Annotated in this window: 15 protein-coding genes; 14 read left to right on the top strand and 1 reads right to left on the bottom strand. The window is 67.5% G+C overall.

Features of this window, described 5'->3' with window-relative positions:
• Positions 1-305 precede the first annotated feature (305 nt).
• The 9 genes from typA to IE226_RS17280 all read left to right on the top strand — a co-directional run bounded on the left by typA (position 306) and on the right by IE226_RS17280 (position 10,484).
• Positions 306-2,180 (top strand): translational GTPase TypA, encoded by a 1,875-nt coding sequence (typA, locus tag IE226_RS17320; RefSeq protein WP_190082128.1) that lies wholly within the window; start codon positions 306-308, stop codon positions 2,178-2,180.
• 647 nt (positions 2,181-2,827) lie between these two features.
• Positions 2,828-4,453 (top strand): peptide ABC transporter substrate-binding protein, encoded by a 1,626-nt coding sequence (locus IE226_RS17315; RefSeq protein WP_190082127.1) that lies wholly within the window; start codon positions 2,828-2,830, stop codon positions 4,451-4,453.
• An 81-nt stretch (positions 4,454-4,534) separates the two neighbouring features.
• Positions 4,535-5,464, top strand: a complete 930-nt coding sequence (locus tag IE226_RS17310; protein WP_190082126.1) for an ABC transporter permease — start codon at positions 4,535-4,537, stop codon at positions 5,462-5,464.
• The gene (locus IE226_RS17305) at positions 5,457-6,419 is read left to right on the top strand and encodes an ABC transporter permease (RefSeq protein ID WP_190082125.1); all 963 of its coding nucleotides are present in this window, start codon (positions 5,457-5,459) and stop codon (positions 6,417-6,419) included. Before IE226_RS17310 ends, IE226_RS17305 begins: the two co-directional genes overlap by 8 nt.
• Before the next feature lie 11 nt (positions 6,420-6,430).
• Complete coding sequence (locus tag IE226_RS17300) at positions 6,431-7,492, top strand: ABC transporter ATP-binding protein (protein ID WP_190082124.1); 1,062 nt, start codon at positions 6,431-6,433, stop codon at positions 7,490-7,492.
• The gene (locus IE226_RS17295) at positions 7,485-8,636 is read left to right on the top strand and encodes an ABC transporter ATP-binding protein (RefSeq protein WP_190082123.1); all 1,152 of its coding nucleotides are present in this window, start codon (positions 7,485-7,487) and stop codon (positions 8,634-8,636) included. The genes IE226_RS17300 and IE226_RS17295 overlap by 8 nt, the downstream gene beginning before the upstream one ends.
• 139 nt (positions 8,637-8,775) lie before the next feature.
• A complete protein-coding gene (locus IE226_RS17290) occupies positions 8,776-9,321 on the top strand; it encodes a SigE family RNA polymerase sigma factor (RefSeq protein ID WP_190082122.1) in 546 nt (181 codons plus the stop codon).
• A complete protein-coding gene (locus tag IE226_RS17285; protein WP_190082121.1) occupies positions 9,314-9,973 on the top strand; it encodes a hypothetical protein in 660 nt (219 codons plus the stop codon). The genes IE226_RS17290 and IE226_RS17285 overlap by 8 nt, the downstream gene beginning before the upstream one ends.
• Positions 9,966-10,484: a GNAT family N-acetyltransferase gene (locus tag IE226_RS17280; protein ID WP_190082120.1), complete on the top strand. Its 519-nt coding sequence runs from the start codon at positions 9,966-9,968 to the stop codon at positions 10,482-10,484. The genes IE226_RS17285 and IE226_RS17280 overlap by 8 nt, the downstream gene beginning before the upstream one ends.
• A gap of 43 nt (positions 10,485-10,527) precedes the next feature.
• On the opposite strand, the gene IE226_RS17275 is transcribed toward IE226_RS17280, so the two are convergent.
• Positions 10,528-11,112, bottom strand: coding sequence for a Uma2 family endonuclease (locus IE226_RS17275; RefSeq protein WP_190082119.1), 585 nt, complete (start codon positions 11,110-11,112; stop codon positions 10,528-10,530).
• 188 nt (positions 11,113-11,300) lie between these two features.
• On the opposite strand from IE226_RS17275, the gene IE226_RS17270 reads away from it, so the two are divergent.
• The 5 genes from IE226_RS17270 to IE226_RS17250 all read left to right on the top strand — a co-directional run bounded on the left by IE226_RS17270 (position 11,301) and on the right by IE226_RS17250 (position 17,086).
• A complete protein-coding gene (locus IE226_RS17270; protein WP_190082118.1) occupies positions 11,301-12,932 on the top strand; it encodes a peptide ABC transporter substrate-binding protein in 1,632 nt (543 codons plus the stop codon).
• Positions 12,933-13,004: 72 nt separating this feature from the next.
• On the top strand, positions 13,005-13,928 hold the full coding sequence (locus tag IE226_RS17265; RefSeq protein ID WP_190082117.1) for an ABC transporter permease: 924 nt from the start codon (positions 13,005-13,007) through the stop codon (positions 13,926-13,928).
• Positions 13,921-14,907 carry an ABC transporter permease gene (locus IE226_RS17260; protein WP_190082116.1) on the top strand — a complete coding sequence of 329 codons (987 nt, stop codon included), beginning with the start codon at positions 13,921-13,923 and terminating at the stop codon, positions 14,905-14,907. Before IE226_RS17265 ends, IE226_RS17260 begins: the two co-directional genes overlap by 8 nt.
• A 6-nt stretch (positions 14,908-14,913) precedes the next feature.
• Positions 14,914-15,960, top strand: coding sequence for an ABC transporter ATP-binding protein (locus tag IE226_RS17255; RefSeq protein ID WP_190082115.1), 1,047 nt, complete (start codon positions 14,914-14,916; stop codon positions 15,958-15,960).
• A 52-nt stretch (positions 15,961-16,012) separates the two neighbouring features.
• Complete coding sequence (locus IE226_RS17250; RefSeq protein ID WP_190082199.1) at positions 16,013-17,086, top strand: ABC transporter ATP-binding protein; 1,074 nt, start codon at positions 16,013-16,015, stop codon at positions 17,084-17,086.
• The last annotated feature ends 23 nt before the right edge of the window (positions 17,087-17,109 follow it).

Here is a 17,109-nt window from a genome sequence, read left to right as displayed (position 1 = left end):
CTTGCCCGCCGGCGCCCCCGGCGGGCAAGGTCGTTCCCGCCCCTTGACCCGTGCGTACCTTTCTGTGCCTGCCCGCGCCCGCCCCCATCCCGCCGACCCCGCCCGCAGCCCGCCCACGCCCGCCACCACCCCTCGGGCGAACAGCGAAAACCCAGGTCAGACCGCCCGTGAGGCCCCCGCGGAGGTCACCTCCGCGTAAGGGCCGTAGACTGGGGTGAGGCCGTGGCGTGTTGTCTGCCCGGCAGGGCACGCGTACCGGACCGTACGCGCCGCCGTCCACTCTTCCCGGGAGAAGCGCAGCTCGTATGCCCACGCGCCATGACATTCGTAATGTTGCCATCGTCGCCCACGTCGACCACGGCAAGACCACCCTGGTCGACGCCATGCTCAAGCAGGCCGGCTCCTTCGCCGCGCACGCTGCGGAGTCGCTCGACGACCGCATGATGGACTCGAACGACCTGGAGCGTGAGAAGGGCATCACGATCCTGGCCAAGAACACGGCCGTCAAGTACCACCCCAAGGATGGCGGCGACGTCATCACCATCAACATCATCGACACCCCCGGCCACGCCGACTTCGGTGGCGAGGTCGAGCGCGGCCTGTCGATGGTGGACGCGGTCGTCCTCCTCGTGGACGCCTCCGAAGGCCCGCTGCCGCAGACCCGCTTCGTGCTGCGCAAGGCGCTCGCCGCGAAGATGCCGGTCATCCTGTGCATCAACAAGACGGACCGTCCCGACTCGCGCATCGCCGAGGTCGTCGACGAGACGTACGACCTGTTCCTGGACCTGGACGCGGACGAGGACCAGATCGAGTTCCCGATCGTCTACGCCTGCGCCCGTGACGGCGTCGCCTCGCTGACCAAGCCGGAGGACGGCACCGTCCCGGCCGACAGCGAGAACCTGGAGCCGTTCTTCTCCACGATCCTGGAGACCGTCCCGGCCCCGGAGTACGACGAGGACGCGCCTCTCCAGGCCCACGTCACGAACCTGGACGCCGACAACTTCCTCGGCCGTATCGCGCTGTGCCGCGTCGAGCAGGGCGAGCTGCGCAAGGGCCAGACCGTTACCTGGATCAAGCGTGACGGCTCGCAGTCCAACGTCCGCATCACCGAGCTGATGATGACCGAGGCGCTCACCCGCAAGCCCGCCGAGAAGGCCGGCCCCGGTGACATCTGTGCCATCGCCGGTATCGCGGACATCATGATCGGCGAGACCCTCGCCGACCCCGAGAACCCGATCGCGCTGCCGCTGATCACGGTCGACGAGCCGGCGATCTCCATGACCATCGGCACCAACACCTCGCCGCTCGTCGGCAAGGGCGGCAAGGGCCACAAGGTCACCGCCCGCCAGGTGAAGGACCGTCTGGACAAGGAGCTCATCGGTAACGTCTCGCTCCGTGTCCTGGACACCGAGCGTCCCGACGCCTGGGAGGTCCAGGGCCGTGGTGAGCTCGCGCTCGCCATCCTGGTCGAGCAGATGCGCCGCGAGGGCTTCGAGCTGACCGTCGGCAAGCCCGAGGTCGTCACCAAGCAGATCGACGGCAAGACGTACGAGCCGATCGAGCGCATGACGATCGACTCGCCCGAGGAGCACCTCGGCGCCATCACGCAGCTGATGGCGACCCGCAAGGGCCGCATGGAGACGATGACCAACCACGGCTCCGGCTGGATCCGCATGGAGTGGATCGTTCCGTCGCGTGGCCTCATCGGCTTCCGCACGGAGTTCCTGACCCAGACCCGCGGCACCGGCATCGCGCACTCGATCTTCGAGGGTCACGAGCCGTGGTTCGGCGACCTGCGCACCCGTCACAACGGTTCGCTCGTCGCGGACCGCGCGGGTTCGGTCACGCCGTTCGCCATGGTCAACCTCCAGGAGCGCGGTGTCATCTTCACCGAGGCCGGCACCGAGGTGTACGAGGGCATGATCGTCGGCGAGAACTCGCGCGCCGACGACATGGACGTGAACATCACCAAGGAGAAGAAGCTCACCAACATGCGTGCGGCTTCCGCGGACACGACGGAGAACGTCGTGCCCGCCCGCAAGCTCTCGCTGGAGCAGTCCCTGGAGTTCTGCCGCGACGACGAGTGCATCGAGGTGACCCCGGAGACCGTGCGTATCCGCAAGGTCGTCCTGGACCAGAAGCAGCGCGGCCGCACCGCCTCGCGCGCCAAGCACGGCTAAGGACGGGGCAAAGCCCGGCCAAATCTTCCGGCCGGGCTCATCCGCGGCGCACAGGGCGCCGCAACTGCCGCCGACCCCGGCGGATTCGGCATCCGAGGCCGGTTTCCGACCCTCCCCACGGGAGAGGCGGGAACCGGCCTCTGGCGCGTCTGCGTCGGTTGCCCCCTTGCGCGGCCCTCAGGGGCACTACGCTGGCCCGGGCCCCGGGGGTGAGGGTTTCCCGCCGTCGCGACTCTCCGCGCATCTACGCGCGTCCACGGAGTCGCCTCCAAAAGCGCCGCGAGCCGTCTCCGGCGCGGTCCGCCGCAACCGGTTTTCCCGGGCCATCTGTCCGGAATGCGGACGGCGTTGACCGTTAGATGTGTAACACGTCCGTTTCGCAACCATCTATCTCGGATCGGTTTGTCCGGATTTTGGAAGTTGTACGCACCAGGTGTGATTGAACCGAGACCAAAAGAGTGTGGTCGGGCGGTACCTCATGGCTAATAGTTGACCGCGTATAGCTCGGGTCAATGGGTCACGCGCTGTGGGGAGCGCCGACTCACGAGCACACTGGGGTACTTCGATCAACGCGCCGTCAGGGGTGTCGGCGCGGATTCCTGTACCCCCTCTTGTAGTGAACCAGTGGACTCATGAGGAGGAACCCCATGCGTGGTGCCAAGAGCGCCAAGTGGGTCGCGATAGCGGGTGTCGTGGCGCTGACGGCAACGGCCTGTGGTGGCGGCGACAGCGACAGCGGCAACAGTGGCAAGGTCGACCCCAAGGGGATCGTCAGCTACGCCAACGGCGAGCCGCAGAACGCCCTGCAGCCTTCCAACACCATGGAGGCGTACGGCAGCGTCGTCATCGACTCGCTCTTCACGGGCCTGGTCCACTACGACAAGCAGGGCAACATCACCTACGAGAACGCCGAGTCGGTCACCCCCGACAAGGCGAACAAGGTGTGGACCGTCAAGCTGAAGCCGGGCTGGAAGTTCCACAACGGTGAGGCTGTCACCGCCAAGTCGTACGTCGACGCCTGGAACTGGGCGGCCGACCCGGCCAACGGCCAGCAGAACAGTGGCTGGTACCGCGACATCGTCGGTTACGACAAGGTCCACCCCGAGAAGGGCAAGGCCAAGTCGAAGGCGATGGAGGGCCTGAAGGTCGTCGACGACAACACCTTCACCATCACGCTGAACTCCGGCATCCCGTACTACGCGTACAAGCTCGTCTACGCGCCCTTCTACCCGATGCCCTCGGCAGCGCTGAAGGACCCGAAGAAGTACGGCGAGGCGCCGGTCGGCAACGGCCCCTACAAGTTCAAGAGCTGGGAGCACAAGAAGTCGGTCCAGGTGACCGCGTGGTCCGGTTACAAGGGCGACAACAAGCCGAAGAACGGCGGCATCAACTTCAAGGCGTACACGACGCCGCAGGCCGCCTACAACGACCTGCGCTCGGACAACGTCGACACGATGCCGCTGATCCCGGACAGCGAGCTCGCGAACTTCAAGCAGGACTTCGGCGACCGCGCCATCGAGCAGGACTTCTCGGCGATCAACACGGTCAACCCGGCGTTCTACAGCAAGACGTTCAAGGACATGGACGTCAAGGTCATCCAGGGTCTCTCGATGGCCATCGACCGCGACACCATCGCGAAGACCACCTTCGCCGGTACGCGTGAGTCCGCCACGGGCTGGGTCGCCAAGGGCGTCAAGGGCTACAAGGCCGGCGCCTGCGGTGAGTTCTGCAAGTTCGACCCGAAGAAGGCCAAGCAGTTCGTCAAGGACGGCGGCGGCGTTCCGGGCAACGCGATCACCATCCAGTACAACGCCGACCAGCCGCACAAGGGCTGGGTCACGGCGGTGTGCAACAGCATCACCAAGTCGACCGGCGTGAAGTGCACCGGCGACCCGAAGACCGACTTCCAGGCCGACACCGAGGTGCGGGACAAGAAGCAGGTCAAGGCGATGTACCGGTCGGGCTGGGTGCTCGACTACCCGTTCAACGGCAACTTCCTCGCCGACCTCTACGGGACCGGCGTCGACGGCAACAAGGGCGGCTTCTCGGACAAGAAGTTCGACGCGCTGACCAAGAAGGCCGACGCGGCCAAGACCATCGACGAGTCCGCGAAGCTGTACCAGGAAGCTGAGAAGCAGCTGGTCAACACCTTCCCGGGCATCCCGCTCTGGTACAACAAGACGCTTTCCGCTTCTTCGAAGAACGTGAAGGGCGTCGAGTTCGACCAGGCCGGAGACCCCGTCCTCACCGACATCGAGGTCTTCGAGAAGTAGGCGTCGGAGCCCAGTTCCCGAAGCGACGCCCGGCGATCCCGGGCGTCGCTTCGGGCGGCTCCGGATTGGACGGAGGCACCAATGGGGCGATACGTCGCGCGGCGACTGCTCCAGATGATCCCGGTCTTCATCGGGACAACCCTGTTGATCTTCATCATGGTCAACGTGCTCCCCGGCGACCCGGTAAGGGCGCTGTGGGGCGACAAGCCGCCGGACCCGGCGCAGGTGGCGCAGATTCGCCACGACCGCGGTCTGGATCTGCCGCTCTGGCAGCAGTACCTGCACTACATGGGCGGCCTGCTGCAAGGCGACTTCGGCAAGACGATCGCCGGCAACCGGCCCGTCCTGGACGAGATCACCCAGGCGTTCCCGGTCTCGATGCGCCTTGCCTCCATGGCCTGGACGTTCGAGCTCATCGTCGGCATCACGCTCGGCGTGCTCGCCGGCATCAAGCGCGGGCGCTTCGTGGACAACACGGTCACGCTCTTCACGCTCCTGGTGATCTCCGTTCCGATCTTCGTGGTCGGTCTGTTGTGCCAGCTGTTCTTCGGCAATGAGCTGGGGTGGATCACACCCACGGTCCAGGACTCCGAGAACATGAGCCAGCTGCTCGTCCCCGCCATCGTGCTCGGCATGGTCGGCCTCGCCTACGTGGCGAGACTGACCCGTACGTCGATCGCCGAGAACCGGCAGGCGGACTACATGCGCACCGCGGTGGCCAAGGGCCTGCCGCGCCAGCGCATCATCACCCGGCACCTGCTGCGCAACTCCCTGATCCCCGTGGTCACCTACCTCGGTACGGATGTCGGCACCCTGATGGGTGGCGCGGTCATCACCGAGGGCATCTTCAACGTGACGGGCGTCGGCAACCTCCTCTTCCAGGCTCTCGCCCGCCGTGAGGGCGCGGTCATCGTCGGTGTCGTCACCGTCCTGGTGATCGTCTACCTCATCGCCAGCCTGATCGTCGACCTGCTTTACGCGGTCCTGGACCCGAGGATCCGTTATGCCTGACCTCACCAAGACCACGGCCACGGCCACGGACGAGCAGTCCGTGACGCCGGACGCACCGGTCGACGCGATCGCCTCCGGGCCCGCACCGGGCAAGCCGCGCAGCCTGTGGAACGACGCGTGGCGGGAGCTGCGGAGCAACCCGCTCTTCGTCATATCCGCGTTCCTGATCGTGGTCCTGCTCGTGGTGGCGGCCTTCCCCGGCCTGTTCACCGACGCGAACCCGGACAGCGGCGACCAGGTCAACCACTTCCTGGGCAAGCCCGAGCTCACCCACTTCTTCCAGGCGGACTGGTTCGGGTACGACAGGGTCGGGCGCAGCATCTACTCCCGGGTCGTGCACGGCGCGCGCAACTCGATCCTCGTCGGCGTCGGCGTGACCATCCTGGTCACCCTCTTCGGCGGACTGTGCGGCATGCTCGCGGGCTACTTCGGCGGGTTCTGGGACAGCCTCATCTCCCGGCTCACCGATGTGTTCTTCGGCATCCCGTTCCTGCTCGGCGCCATGGTCGTCCTGAACGCCTTCACCGACCGCACCGTCTGGGTCGTGATGGGCGCGCTCGCCTTCCTGGGCTGGACGCAGATCGCCCGCGTGATGCGCGGCGCGGTGATCACCACCAAGCACGCCGACTACGTGGTGGCGGCGCGCGCGCTCGGTGCCGGGACGAAGCGGATCCTGTTCCGCCACATCCTGCCGAACGCGCTTGCTCCGGTGATCGTCGTGGCGACCATCTCGCTCGGCACGTACATCGTCGCCGAGTCGACGCTGTCGTACCTGGGCCTCGGTCTCGGTGACGGCGCCATCTCCTGGGGCGGCGACATCTCCGACGCGACGCAGGACATCCGGAACAACCCGCACACGCTGTTCTTCCCGGCAGGAATGCTGAGTATCACGGTGCTGGCGTTCATCATGATGGGTGACGCCGTACGCGAAGCCCTCGACCCGAAGCTGCGCTGAGGGAGGCGTAAATGACCAGCATCGACATCAAGGCAGACTCGGTTCCCGCCCCCCGCTCGGGCGAGGAAAGGAGCGGCAGGCTCCTGGACGTCAAGGACCTGCACGTCGAGTTCCACACCCGCGAAGGTGTGGTCAAGGCAGTCAACGGCGTCAACTACAGCGTGGACGCGGGCGAGACGCTCGCCGTCCTCGGTGAGTCGGGCTCCGGCAAGTCCGTGACCGCCCAGGCGATCATGGGCATCCTCGACATGCCGCCCGGCAAGATCCCGCAGGGCGAGATCCTCTTCCGCGGCCAGGACATGCTGAAGATGTCCAACGAGGAGCGCAGGAAGATCCGCGGTCGCAAGATCGCCATGATCTTCCAGGACGCGCTCTCGTCGCTCAACCCCGTGCTCTCGGTCGGCTATCAGCTCGGCGAGATGTTCCGGGTGCACGACGGGCTCAGCCGCAAGCAGGCCAAGGCCAAGGCCGTCGAGCTGATGGAGCGGGTGAAGATCCCGGCCGCCAAGGAGCGGGTGAACGACTACCCGCACCAGTTCTCCGGCGGTATGCGCCAGCGCATCATGATCGCGATGGCGCTCGCCCTGGAGCCGGACCTGATCATCGCCGACGAGCCCACCACGGCTCTCGACGTGACGGTCCAGGCGCAGGTCATGGACCTGCTCGCCGATCTGCAGCGCGAGTACAACATGGGCCTGATCCTGATCACCCACGACCTCGGCGTGGTCGCCGACGTCGCGGACAAGATCGCCGTGATGTACGCGGGCCGGATCGTCGAGACGGCCCCGGTCCACGAGCTCTACAAGCGCCCCGCGCACCCGTACACGCGCGGTCTGCTCGAGTCGATTCCCCGGCTCGACCAGAAGGGCCAGGAGCTCTACGCGATCAAGGGACTGCCGCCCAACCTGCTGCACATCCCGTCCGGCTGTGCCTTCAACCCGCGCTGCCCCAAGGCGCAGGACATCTGCCGTACGGACGTCCCGGCCCTGGTGCCGGTGACGGAGCGGGACGGTGCGGAGCTGCCGGGCCGCGGCAGCGCGTGCCACTTCTGGAAGGAGACGATCCATGGCTGAGCCGCTCAAGAAGACGGACGAGCCGAAGGACGCTATGCCGAACGTCTCCGAGGTGGAAACGGTCGACGCGGCCACCGCCGAGGAGGCCGTCGCGGCCATCGAGGCGCCGGTGGAGCGCGGCGAGCCGATCCTCCAGGTCCGCAATCTGGTGAAGCACTTCCCGCTGACCCAGGGCATCCTGATCAAGAAGCAGATCGGCGCGGTCAAGGCGGTCGACGGCATCTCCTTCGACCTCTACCAGGGCGAGACCCTGGGCATCGTGGGCGAGTCCGGCTGTGGCAAGTCCACGGTCGCCAAGCTCCTGATGACCCTGGAGCGCGCCACGGCCGGCGAGGTCTTCTACAAGGGCCAGGACATCACCAAGCTTTCGGGGCGCGCCCTGAAGGCGGTCCGCCGCAACATCCAGATGGTGTTCCAGGACCCGTACACGTCGCTCAACCCGCGTATGACGGTCGGCGACATCATCGGGGAGCCCTTCGAGATCCACCCCGAGGTGGCTCCCAAGGGCTCGCGCCGCCAGAAGGTCCAGGACCTCCTGGACGTGGTGGGCCTGAACCCGGAGTACATCAACCGCTACCCGCACCAGTTCTCGGGCGGTCAGCGCCAGCGCATCGGCATCGCGCGCGGTCTGGCCCTCAACCCCGAGATCATCATCTGCGACGAGCCGGTCTCGGCGCTCGATGTGTCGGTGCAGGCGCAGGTCATCAACCTGATGGAGAAGCTGCAGGACGAGTTCAACCTGTCCTACCTCTTCATCGCGCACGACCTGTCGATCGTCCGGCACATCTCGGACCGCGTCGGCGTGATGTACCTCGGCAAGATGGCGGAGATCGGCTCGGACGAGCAGATCTACGAGCACCCGACGCACCCGTACACGCAGGCGCTCCTGTCCGCTGTCCCGGTGCCGGACCCGGAGGCCCGTGAGGGCCGTGAGCGGATCATCCTCACCGGTGACGTCCCGTCCCCGGCGAACCCGCCCTCCGGCTGCCGCTTCCGCACCCGCTGCTGGAAGGCGGAGGCGAAGTGCGCGGAGGAGACCCCGCTGCTCGCGATCCCGCAGCGTTTCGCGGGCCAGGACACTCCGGCGGCGCATGAGTCGGCGTGTCACTTCGCGGAGGAGAAGAACGTCGTGCACGCGGCGTAGTCCCTGCCCCGGCTCGGCCGTACGTCATGGGGGCGCCCGGAACCAATCGGTTCCGGGCGCCCCCATTTTCGTGCGTAACGTCCGGGGGCCGCCGAGCGTGTTCAAGTCAGAAGCGGAACCTAGGGACGGACGGGGGACGATGACGAGACGGCCGAAAGACGCTTCGGCAGAGGCGGGTCGCGCCGCGGAGTTCGACGCGTTCTACGCCGCCACCGCCAAGAGGCTGGTCGCCACGGTCTATGCGATGACCGGTGATCTGGCGGAGGCGGAGGACGCGGTGCAGGAGGCGTATGTGCGGGCGTGGCAGCGCTGGGAGCGGCTGACGCGGGAGGGGGACCCGCTGCCGTGGGTCAGGACGGTGGCGTCCCGGCTCGCGATCAGTACGTGGCGCAGGACACGGAACCGGCTGCGGGCGCAACTGCGGCACGGCGTCGCGGCGGACGTGCCGGAGCTCTCCGCCGACCGGGTGGCGCTGGTGGAGGCGCTGCGGGAACTGGCGCCGCAGCAGCGGCAGGTGGTGGTCCTGCATCATCTGCTCGACCTGCCCGTGGAACAGGTGGCCCGGGAGACGGGTGCCTCCAACGGGGCGGTCCGCACCCGGCTGAGCCGGGCCCGCAAGGCGCTGGGGGAGCGCCTGACCGACACGACTGCTTTCACCGCGGAAGGGGCGGCCCGTCATGGCTGAGGTCGAGGAACTGCTGGACGATGTCGCGGTACGGATGCCGGGCGGGGCTGAGCTGCGGGCGCGGGGCGGGAGGCGGACGATGCGCAGGAGGGTGGCTGTGGCCGCGGCGGTCACGACGCTGGCGGCGGGGGCGGTGTGGGCGGTGCTGCCGGGGGGCGAGGGCGGCAGGGAGGTCCGCCCCGCGGTCACGCCGACCGAGAACCCCTTCATGGTGGGCGGCGTGGTGCGCCTGCTGACGCCGGAGCAGATGCCGCAGGCCGCGAAGTGGCACTGGAGGGGGGACGAGGAGGAGAACACGGCGGACATCCCACTGCCGGGGGTGGGCGGCGACAACAGCTGTCCGGGCTCGTACTCGTACGCCGGGCGGAAGGCGCCGGACCAGGTCCAGTACGGCACGGAGTACTACAGCGACAGGGGCGCGGGCGCGACGGCCAGGCAGCGTGTCACCGAGTACGACAGTGCGTCCGTCGCGGCGGACGAGGTGGCGCTCCTGCACGACGCCCTGACGGAGTGCGGACTGCGGGAGCATACGGAAGGGGCCGCCCCCTACTGGTCCGGCACCACCGAATCCTCCTCGCGGCTGCGCGTGAGCGTGGAGCGGTGGCGGGGCTGGGTGTCGGTGGTGGAGACGGAGGTGGAGGGACGTGGCTGACGGGGTCCTGCGCCTGCGCCCGTGGAGCGAACGGGACGCCGTCGCCGTGCTCGACGCGCTCTCCGCGCCGGAGATGTCCCGGCAGTCCGACCGGCCGGTCGACTCCCGTGAGAGCGCCTCCCGGTGGATCGTGCGCCGCGAGGAGGAGTGGCGGGCCGGCACCGCGTACTCCTTCGCGGTGGTCGACGGCGACGACGTTCCGCTGGGCAATGTCGCCGTGGGCGCGGTGAACCACGTCCACGCGACGGGCTGGGTGTCGTACTGGACGGCGCCTTCGGCGCGGGGGAGCGGCGTGGCGACGTACGGGTGCGACGCGCTGGCGCGCTGGGCCTTCGACGAGCTGGGGCTCTTCCGCCTCGAACTTGGCCACCGGGTCAACAACCCGGCGTCCTGCCGGGTGGCCCGAGGAGCCGGCTTCGCGCCCGAGGGACTCCAGCGGCAGAAGCTCGCGTACGACGGGGTCCGCTACGACGTGGAGCTGCACGCGCGACTGGCGTCCGACCCCGTGTGACGCCACGGGGCGCCGGGCAGGGGCGGGCCCCCCGCCCGGTCGTTCAGCGCTCGCCGCGCACCGGCTTCTCGTAGCGCCGGAACGCGGAGGTCTCCACTGTCCAGGGGCCGAACGGCACCTCGTCGCCGAAGATGTACGGCGCCTTGCTCCCGTACCGGCCGGCACACGGCTCGGAGTGCACCTCGATCGTGCCGGTCCGTGGGTCGACGATCATGTAGTGCTCGATCCCCATGGCGGGATACTCGGTCAGCTTCTCGCCGTAGTCGTTGTTCGGGTTGGACGGGGAGACGATCTCGGTGACGGCAAGGACCTGTGTGGCATCGACGGCGATGCCCTCCTCGTCGAGCACGGCCTCGGGGATCACGAGGGCGTCGGGGCGGCGCATGCGGCCGATCGAGGGGTGCTCGATCTCCGGGCCGTTCGCGCAGATGTAGCCGGGGTGGGTGACGAGAAGCTGCTTGTTCAGCTGCCGGCAGATGCGGTGGACCGTGCCCTCGTGGCGCTTCGAGGGGCACATCATGGCGAGTATCGGGCCTGAGGGGCCGATCTCGACATTCCAGGTTCCCTCAAGGCGCTCGGCGTAGGCGCCGAGTTCCTCGGCGATCGCGCGCATCTTCGCGTAGTCCATGCTCCGAGAGTAGCGAGCTGTGGGGAGCCTCCCCGCCCGTCGGCCTTCCCGTGATGCCATCCGGGGGTTTCCCGGTCCTACTAGCCACGGAAAGACCCCATAAAGATGCGCGACACCATGCATTGGGGTGTATTTAGGCCTAAGTCAGACACAGGACGTCGGATGCAGGCCTGAAAGGGAGGCTCTCCATGCGTGGAGCCACGCACGCCAAGTGGGCCGCATGTGCGGTGACCGTCGCGCTCGCGGCGACCGCATGCGGGGGAGGCGGGGACAGTGGCGGTGGCGGGGACGGCTCCGGGATCGTGGGGTCCTCGTGGGGTGATCCGCAGAACCCGCTGGAGCCCGCCAACACCAATGAGGTGCAGGGCGGCAAGGTGCTCGACATGATCTTCCGGGGTCTCATGCGGTACGACCCGAAGACCGGCGAGGCCAAGAACATGATCGCCGAGAAGATCGACACCAAGGACTCGCAGAACTTCACGGTGAAGATCAAGGACGGCTGGAAGTTCAGCAACGGCGAGAAGGTCACCGCCAAGTCCTTCGTCGACGCCTGGAATTACGGCGCGCACCTGAAGAACAACCAGAAGAACGCCTACTTCTTCGGTTACATCGAGGGGTACGAGGACGTCCACCCGGAGAAGGGGGACGCCAAGGCCGACAAGCTCTCCGGCCTGAAGGTCGTCGACGACACCAGCTTCACCGTAAAGCTCACGCAGAAGTTCTCCACCTGGCCCAAAACTCTCGGCTATCCGGCCTTCGCGCCGCTGCCCAAGGCGTTCTACGACGACCACGACGCCTGGCTCGCCAAGCCCGTCGGCAACGGTCCGTACACCGTGGACTCGTACGACAAGGGCTCCAAGATGTCCCTGCGCAAGTGGGACGGCTACAAGGGCGACGACAAGGCGGAGAACGGCGGTGTGGATCTCAAGGTCTACACCGACAACAACACCGCCTATACGGACCTCATGGCGGGCAATCTCGACCTCGTCGACGACGTTCCCGCGTCCCAGCTCAAGAACGCCAAGAGTGACCTGGGTGATCGTTACATCAACACCCCCGCGGGGATCATCCAGACGCTCGCCTTTCCGTTCTACGACAGCAAGTGGTCCAAGGACGGAATGGAGAAGGTCCGGCAAGGACTCTCCATGGCGATCAATCGCGAGCAGATCACCGAGACCATCTTCCAGAAGACCCGCACCCCCGCCACCGACTGGACGTCCCCGGTGCTCGGCGAGGCCGGCGGCTACAAGTCCGGGCTCTGCGGCGACCCCTGCAAGTACGACGCGGCCAAGGCGAAGAAGCTGGTCGCGGACGGCGGCGGCATCCCCGGCGGCACGCTGAAGATCACGTACAACGCGGACACCGGCTCGCACAAGGAATGGGTCGACGCGGTCTGCAACTCCATCAACAAGGCCCTCGGGAACGACAAGTCCTGTGTCGCGAGCCCGATCGGCACCTTCGCCGATTTCCGCAGCAAGGCCTCCCAGCAGAAGCTGGACGGCGCTTGGCGTGCGGGCTGGCAGATGGACTACCCGCTGATCCAGAACTTCCTCCAGCCGCTGTATTACACGGACGCCTCGTCCAATGACGGCAAGTGGTCCGACAAGAAATTCGACGACCTCATCGACAAGGCCAACGCCGAGACCGACACCAAGAAGGCCGTCTCCACCTTCCAGGACGCCGAGAAGGTGCTCGCCGACCAGATGGCGGTCATTCCGCTCTGGTACCAGAACGGCAGCGCCGGCTACTCGGACAAGGTCTCCGACGTGGCGCTGAATCAGTTCAGCGTCCCCGTCTACAACGAGATCAAGGTCAGCTGAGGCCCGGGGAGCGATCGTCCGGCGCGAGCGAATGCGCGCCGGACGATCGCTTCCCCTACTTACGGAGCCCTCATGGGACGTTATGTGATCCGGCGTCTGCTGCAGATGATCCCGGTCTTCTTCGGCGCCACACTGCTGATCTTCCTGATGGTGAACGTGATGGGCGACCCCATCGCGGGCCTCTGCGGAGACCGGAAGTGCGACCCCGCGACGGCCACCCAGCTGAAGAAGGAATTCGGCCTCGATAAGCCGGTCTGGCAGCAGTACGCGACGTACATGGGCAATGTCTTCACCGGCGACTTCGGTACCGCCTTCAACGGCCAGAAGGTCACCGAGCTGATGTCGACGGCATTCCCGCTCACGATCCGCCTGACGCTCGTCGCGATCGTCTTCGAGATCGTCATCGGGATCTCGCTCGGCGTGGTGACGGGACTGCGGCGCGGGCGTCCCGTCGACACCGTCGTGCTGCTTCTGACGCTCGTCGTCATCGCGATCCCGACCTTCGTCACCGGCCTGCTGCTCCAGCTCCTTCTCGGCGTCGAATGGGGCGTGATCAAGCCCTCCGTCTCCTCGGAGGCGCCGGTCAACGAACTCCTCATCCCGGGACTCGTGCTCGCCTCGGTCTCCCTGGCCTACGTCACCCGGCTCACCCGGACCTCCATCGCCGAGAACCGCCGCGCGGACTACGTCCGTACGGCCATCGCGAAGGGGCTCCCGCGGCGCCGCGTCATCACCCGGCACCTGCTGCGCAACTCACTCATCCCGGTGGTCACCTTCATCGGCACGGACATCGGCGCCCTGATGGGCGGCGCGATCGTCACCGAGCGGATCTTCAACATCCACGGCGTCGGCTTCCAGCTCTACCAGGGGATCCTGCGGCAGAGCACCCAGACCGTCGTCGGCTTCGTGACCGTACTCGTCCTGGTCTTCCTGGTGGCCAACCTCATCGTCGACCTCCTGTACGCCGTACTCGACCCGAGGATCCGCTATGCCTGACCCCCGAGAACCGGACGGAACGGCCGGCGCCATCGCCCCCACGGGCGCGGGCGGCGCGATGGACCTCGCGGCGACCGAGGGGTCGACCCTGGACAAGGCCCCCGGCGGCCCCGAAGGCAGCGGCCCCTCGACCCCGGCGCGCAGCCTGTGGTCCGACGCCTGGCGCGAGCTGCGGCGGAACCCGGTCTTCGTCATCTCGGGCCTCATCATTCTCTTTCTCGTCTTCATCTCGCTCTGGCCGTCCGCGATCGCCTCCGGCAATCCGCTCAGCTGCGACCTCGCCAACGCCCAGAAGAGCTCCGCCCCCGGCCACCCCTTCGGCTTCGACGGGCAGGGCTGCGACGTCTACACGAGGACCGTCTACGGGGCCCGCGCCTCGGTCACCGTCGGCGTCTGCGCCACCCTCGGCGTCGCGATCCTGGGCAGCGTGCTCGGCGGACTCGCGGGGTTCTTCGGCGGGTTCTGGGACGCGATCCTCTCCCGGATCACCGACGTCTTCTTCGCCATCCCCGTCGTGCTCGGCGGCCTGGTGCTCCTCTCGGTCGTCACCAGCAACACCGTCTGGCCGGTGATCGGCTTCATGGTGCTCCTGGGCTGGCCGCAGCTCTCGCGCATCGCCCGCGGCTCCGTGATCACCGCCAAACAGAACGACTACGTCCAGGCGGCACGGGCGCTCGGCGCCTCCAACTCGCGGATGCTCCTTCGCCACATCGCGCCGAACGCCGTCGCGCCGGTGATCGTGGTCGCCACCATCGCGCTCGGCACGTACATCGCCCTGGAGGCGACCCTCTCGTACCTCGGCGTCGGTCTGAAGCCGCCGACGGTGAGCTGGGGCATCGACATCTCGGCCGCGTCCCAGTACATCCGCAACGCCCCGCACATGCTGCTCTGGCCCGCCGGAGCGCTTGCGATCACCGTGCTCGCGTTCATCATGCTCGGCGACGCGGTGCGCGACGCCCTCGACCCCAAGCTGAGGTAGGCGCCCATGGCAACCGTGGCATCCGAGGCGTCCGCATCCGGTTCGCCCGGCACATCCAAGCTCCTCGAAGTCCGCGATCTGCACGTGGAGTTCCGGACCAGGGACGGCGTCGCCAAGGCCGTCAACGGCGTCGACTACAGCGTCGCCGAGGGCGAGACACTCGCCGTGCTCGGCGAATCCGGCTCCGGCAAGTCCGTGACCGCGCAGGCCATCATGGGCATCCTCGACATGCCGCCCGGAAAGATCACCGGCGGCGAGATCCTCTTCAAGGGCCGCGACCTCCTGAAGCTCAAGGGGGAGGAGCGGCGCAAGACGCGCGGCGCCGGCATGGCGATGATCTTCCAGGACGCCCTGTCGTCCCTGAACCCGGTGCTCAGCGTCGGCCAGCAGCTCGGCGAGATGTACGTCGTCCACCAGGGGATGTCCCGCAAGGACGCCAAGGCGAAGGCGATCGAGCTGATGGACCGGGTGCGCATCCCGGCCGCCAAGGAACGCGTCGGGCAGTACCCGCACCAGTTCAGCGGCGGCATGCGCCAGCGCATCATGATCGCCATGGCGATGGCCCTGGAACCTTCGCTGATCATCGCCGACGAACCGACCACGGCCCTGGACGTGACCGTCCAGGCCCAGGTCATGGACCTGCTCGCCGAGCTCCGGCGCGAGCTGAACATGGGCCTGATCCTCATCACCCACGACCTGGGCGTCGTCGCGGACGTCGCCGACAACATCGCCGTCATGTACGCGGGCCGCATCGTCGAGAAGGCCCCCGTCCACGAGATCTACCGGGCGCCCGCGCACCCGTACACGCGCGGCCTCCTGGAATCCATCCCCCGCCTCGACCAGAAGGGCCAGGAGCTCTACGCGATCAAGGGTCTGCCGCCCAACCTCATGCACATCCCGCCGGGCTGCGCCTTCAACCCCCGCTGCCCGATGGCCAGGGACGTCTGCAGGACCGATGTGCCGCCGCTCTACGAGGTGGCGTACGAGGGTCTGGCCGCCGAACGCCGGAGCGCCTGCCACTTCTGGAAGGAGACGCTCGATGCCTCATGGTGAGCACATCAGCAAGAAGCAGCTGGAGGCGGAGGGCGAGAGCGCGCGACAGCTGATGGACAAGGCGCGGGCGGAGCACGAGTTCGCCGCGCACGGCTCCGCGGGAGGCCGCGAGCCGATCCTCCAGGTGCGGGGCCTGGTCAAGCACTATCCGCTCACCCAAGGAATCGTCATCCGCAAGCAGGTCGGCGCGGTCAAGGCCGTCGACGGCGTCGACTTCGACCTCGGGCAGGGCGAGACGCTGGGCATCGTGGGGGAGTCCGGCTGCGGCAAATCGACGGTCGCGAAGATGCTGGTGAACCTGGAGCGGCCCACGGCGGGCGAGATCCGCTACAAGGGCGAGGACATCAGCAAGCTGTCCGGGCGCGCGCTGAAGGCCGTGCGCCGCAACATCCAGATGGTCTTCCAGGACCCGTACACGTCGCTGAATCCCCGGATGACGGTCGGCGACATCATCGGGGAGCCGTACGAGATCCATCCGGAGGTCGCGCCGAAGGGGTCGCGGCGGCAGCGGGTGCAGGAGCTGCTCGACGTGGTCGGCCTGAACCCCGAGTACATCAACCGCTACCCGCATCAGTTCTCCGGCGGGCAGCGGCAACGGATCGGGATCGCGCGGGGGCTGGCGCTGCGGCCGGAGATCATCGTGGCGGACGAGCCGGTCTCGGCGCTCGACGTCTCGGTCCAGGCCCAGGTGGTGAACCTCCTGGACCGTCTCCAGAACGAGTTCGATCTGTCGTACGTGTTCATCGCGCACGACCTGTCGATCGTGCGGCACATCTCCGACCGGGTGGGTGTGATGTACCTGGGGCGGATCGTCGAGATCGGCTCCGACGAGGAGATCTACGAGCATCCGACGCATCCCTACACGCAGGCGCTGCTCTCGGCTGTGCCGGTGCCTGATCCGGCGGCGCGGGAGCAGCGGGAGCGGATCATCCTGAGCGGGGATGTTCCCTCGCCGGCGAATCCGCCGTCGGGGTGCCGGTTTCGCACGCGGTGCTGGAAGGCGCGGGAGCGGTGCGCGCTCGAGGTGCCGGCGCTGGCCGTTCCGGCGGAGTTCCGTTACGAGGAGGGACCCGCGGCGCATGACTCCGCCTGTCACTTCGCGGAGGAGAAGCAGGTGGTTCCGTAGGGGCGGGGTTGGGTTCGGGGGGA

This window comes from Streptomyces longisporoflavus (genome assembly GCF_014649775.1).
Taxonomy (GTDB): domain Bacteria; phylum Actinomycetota; class Actinomycetes; order Streptomycetales; family Streptomycetaceae; genus Streptomyces; species Streptomyces longisporoflavus.
This window is presented reverse-complemented; position numbering and strand designations above follow the sequence as displayed.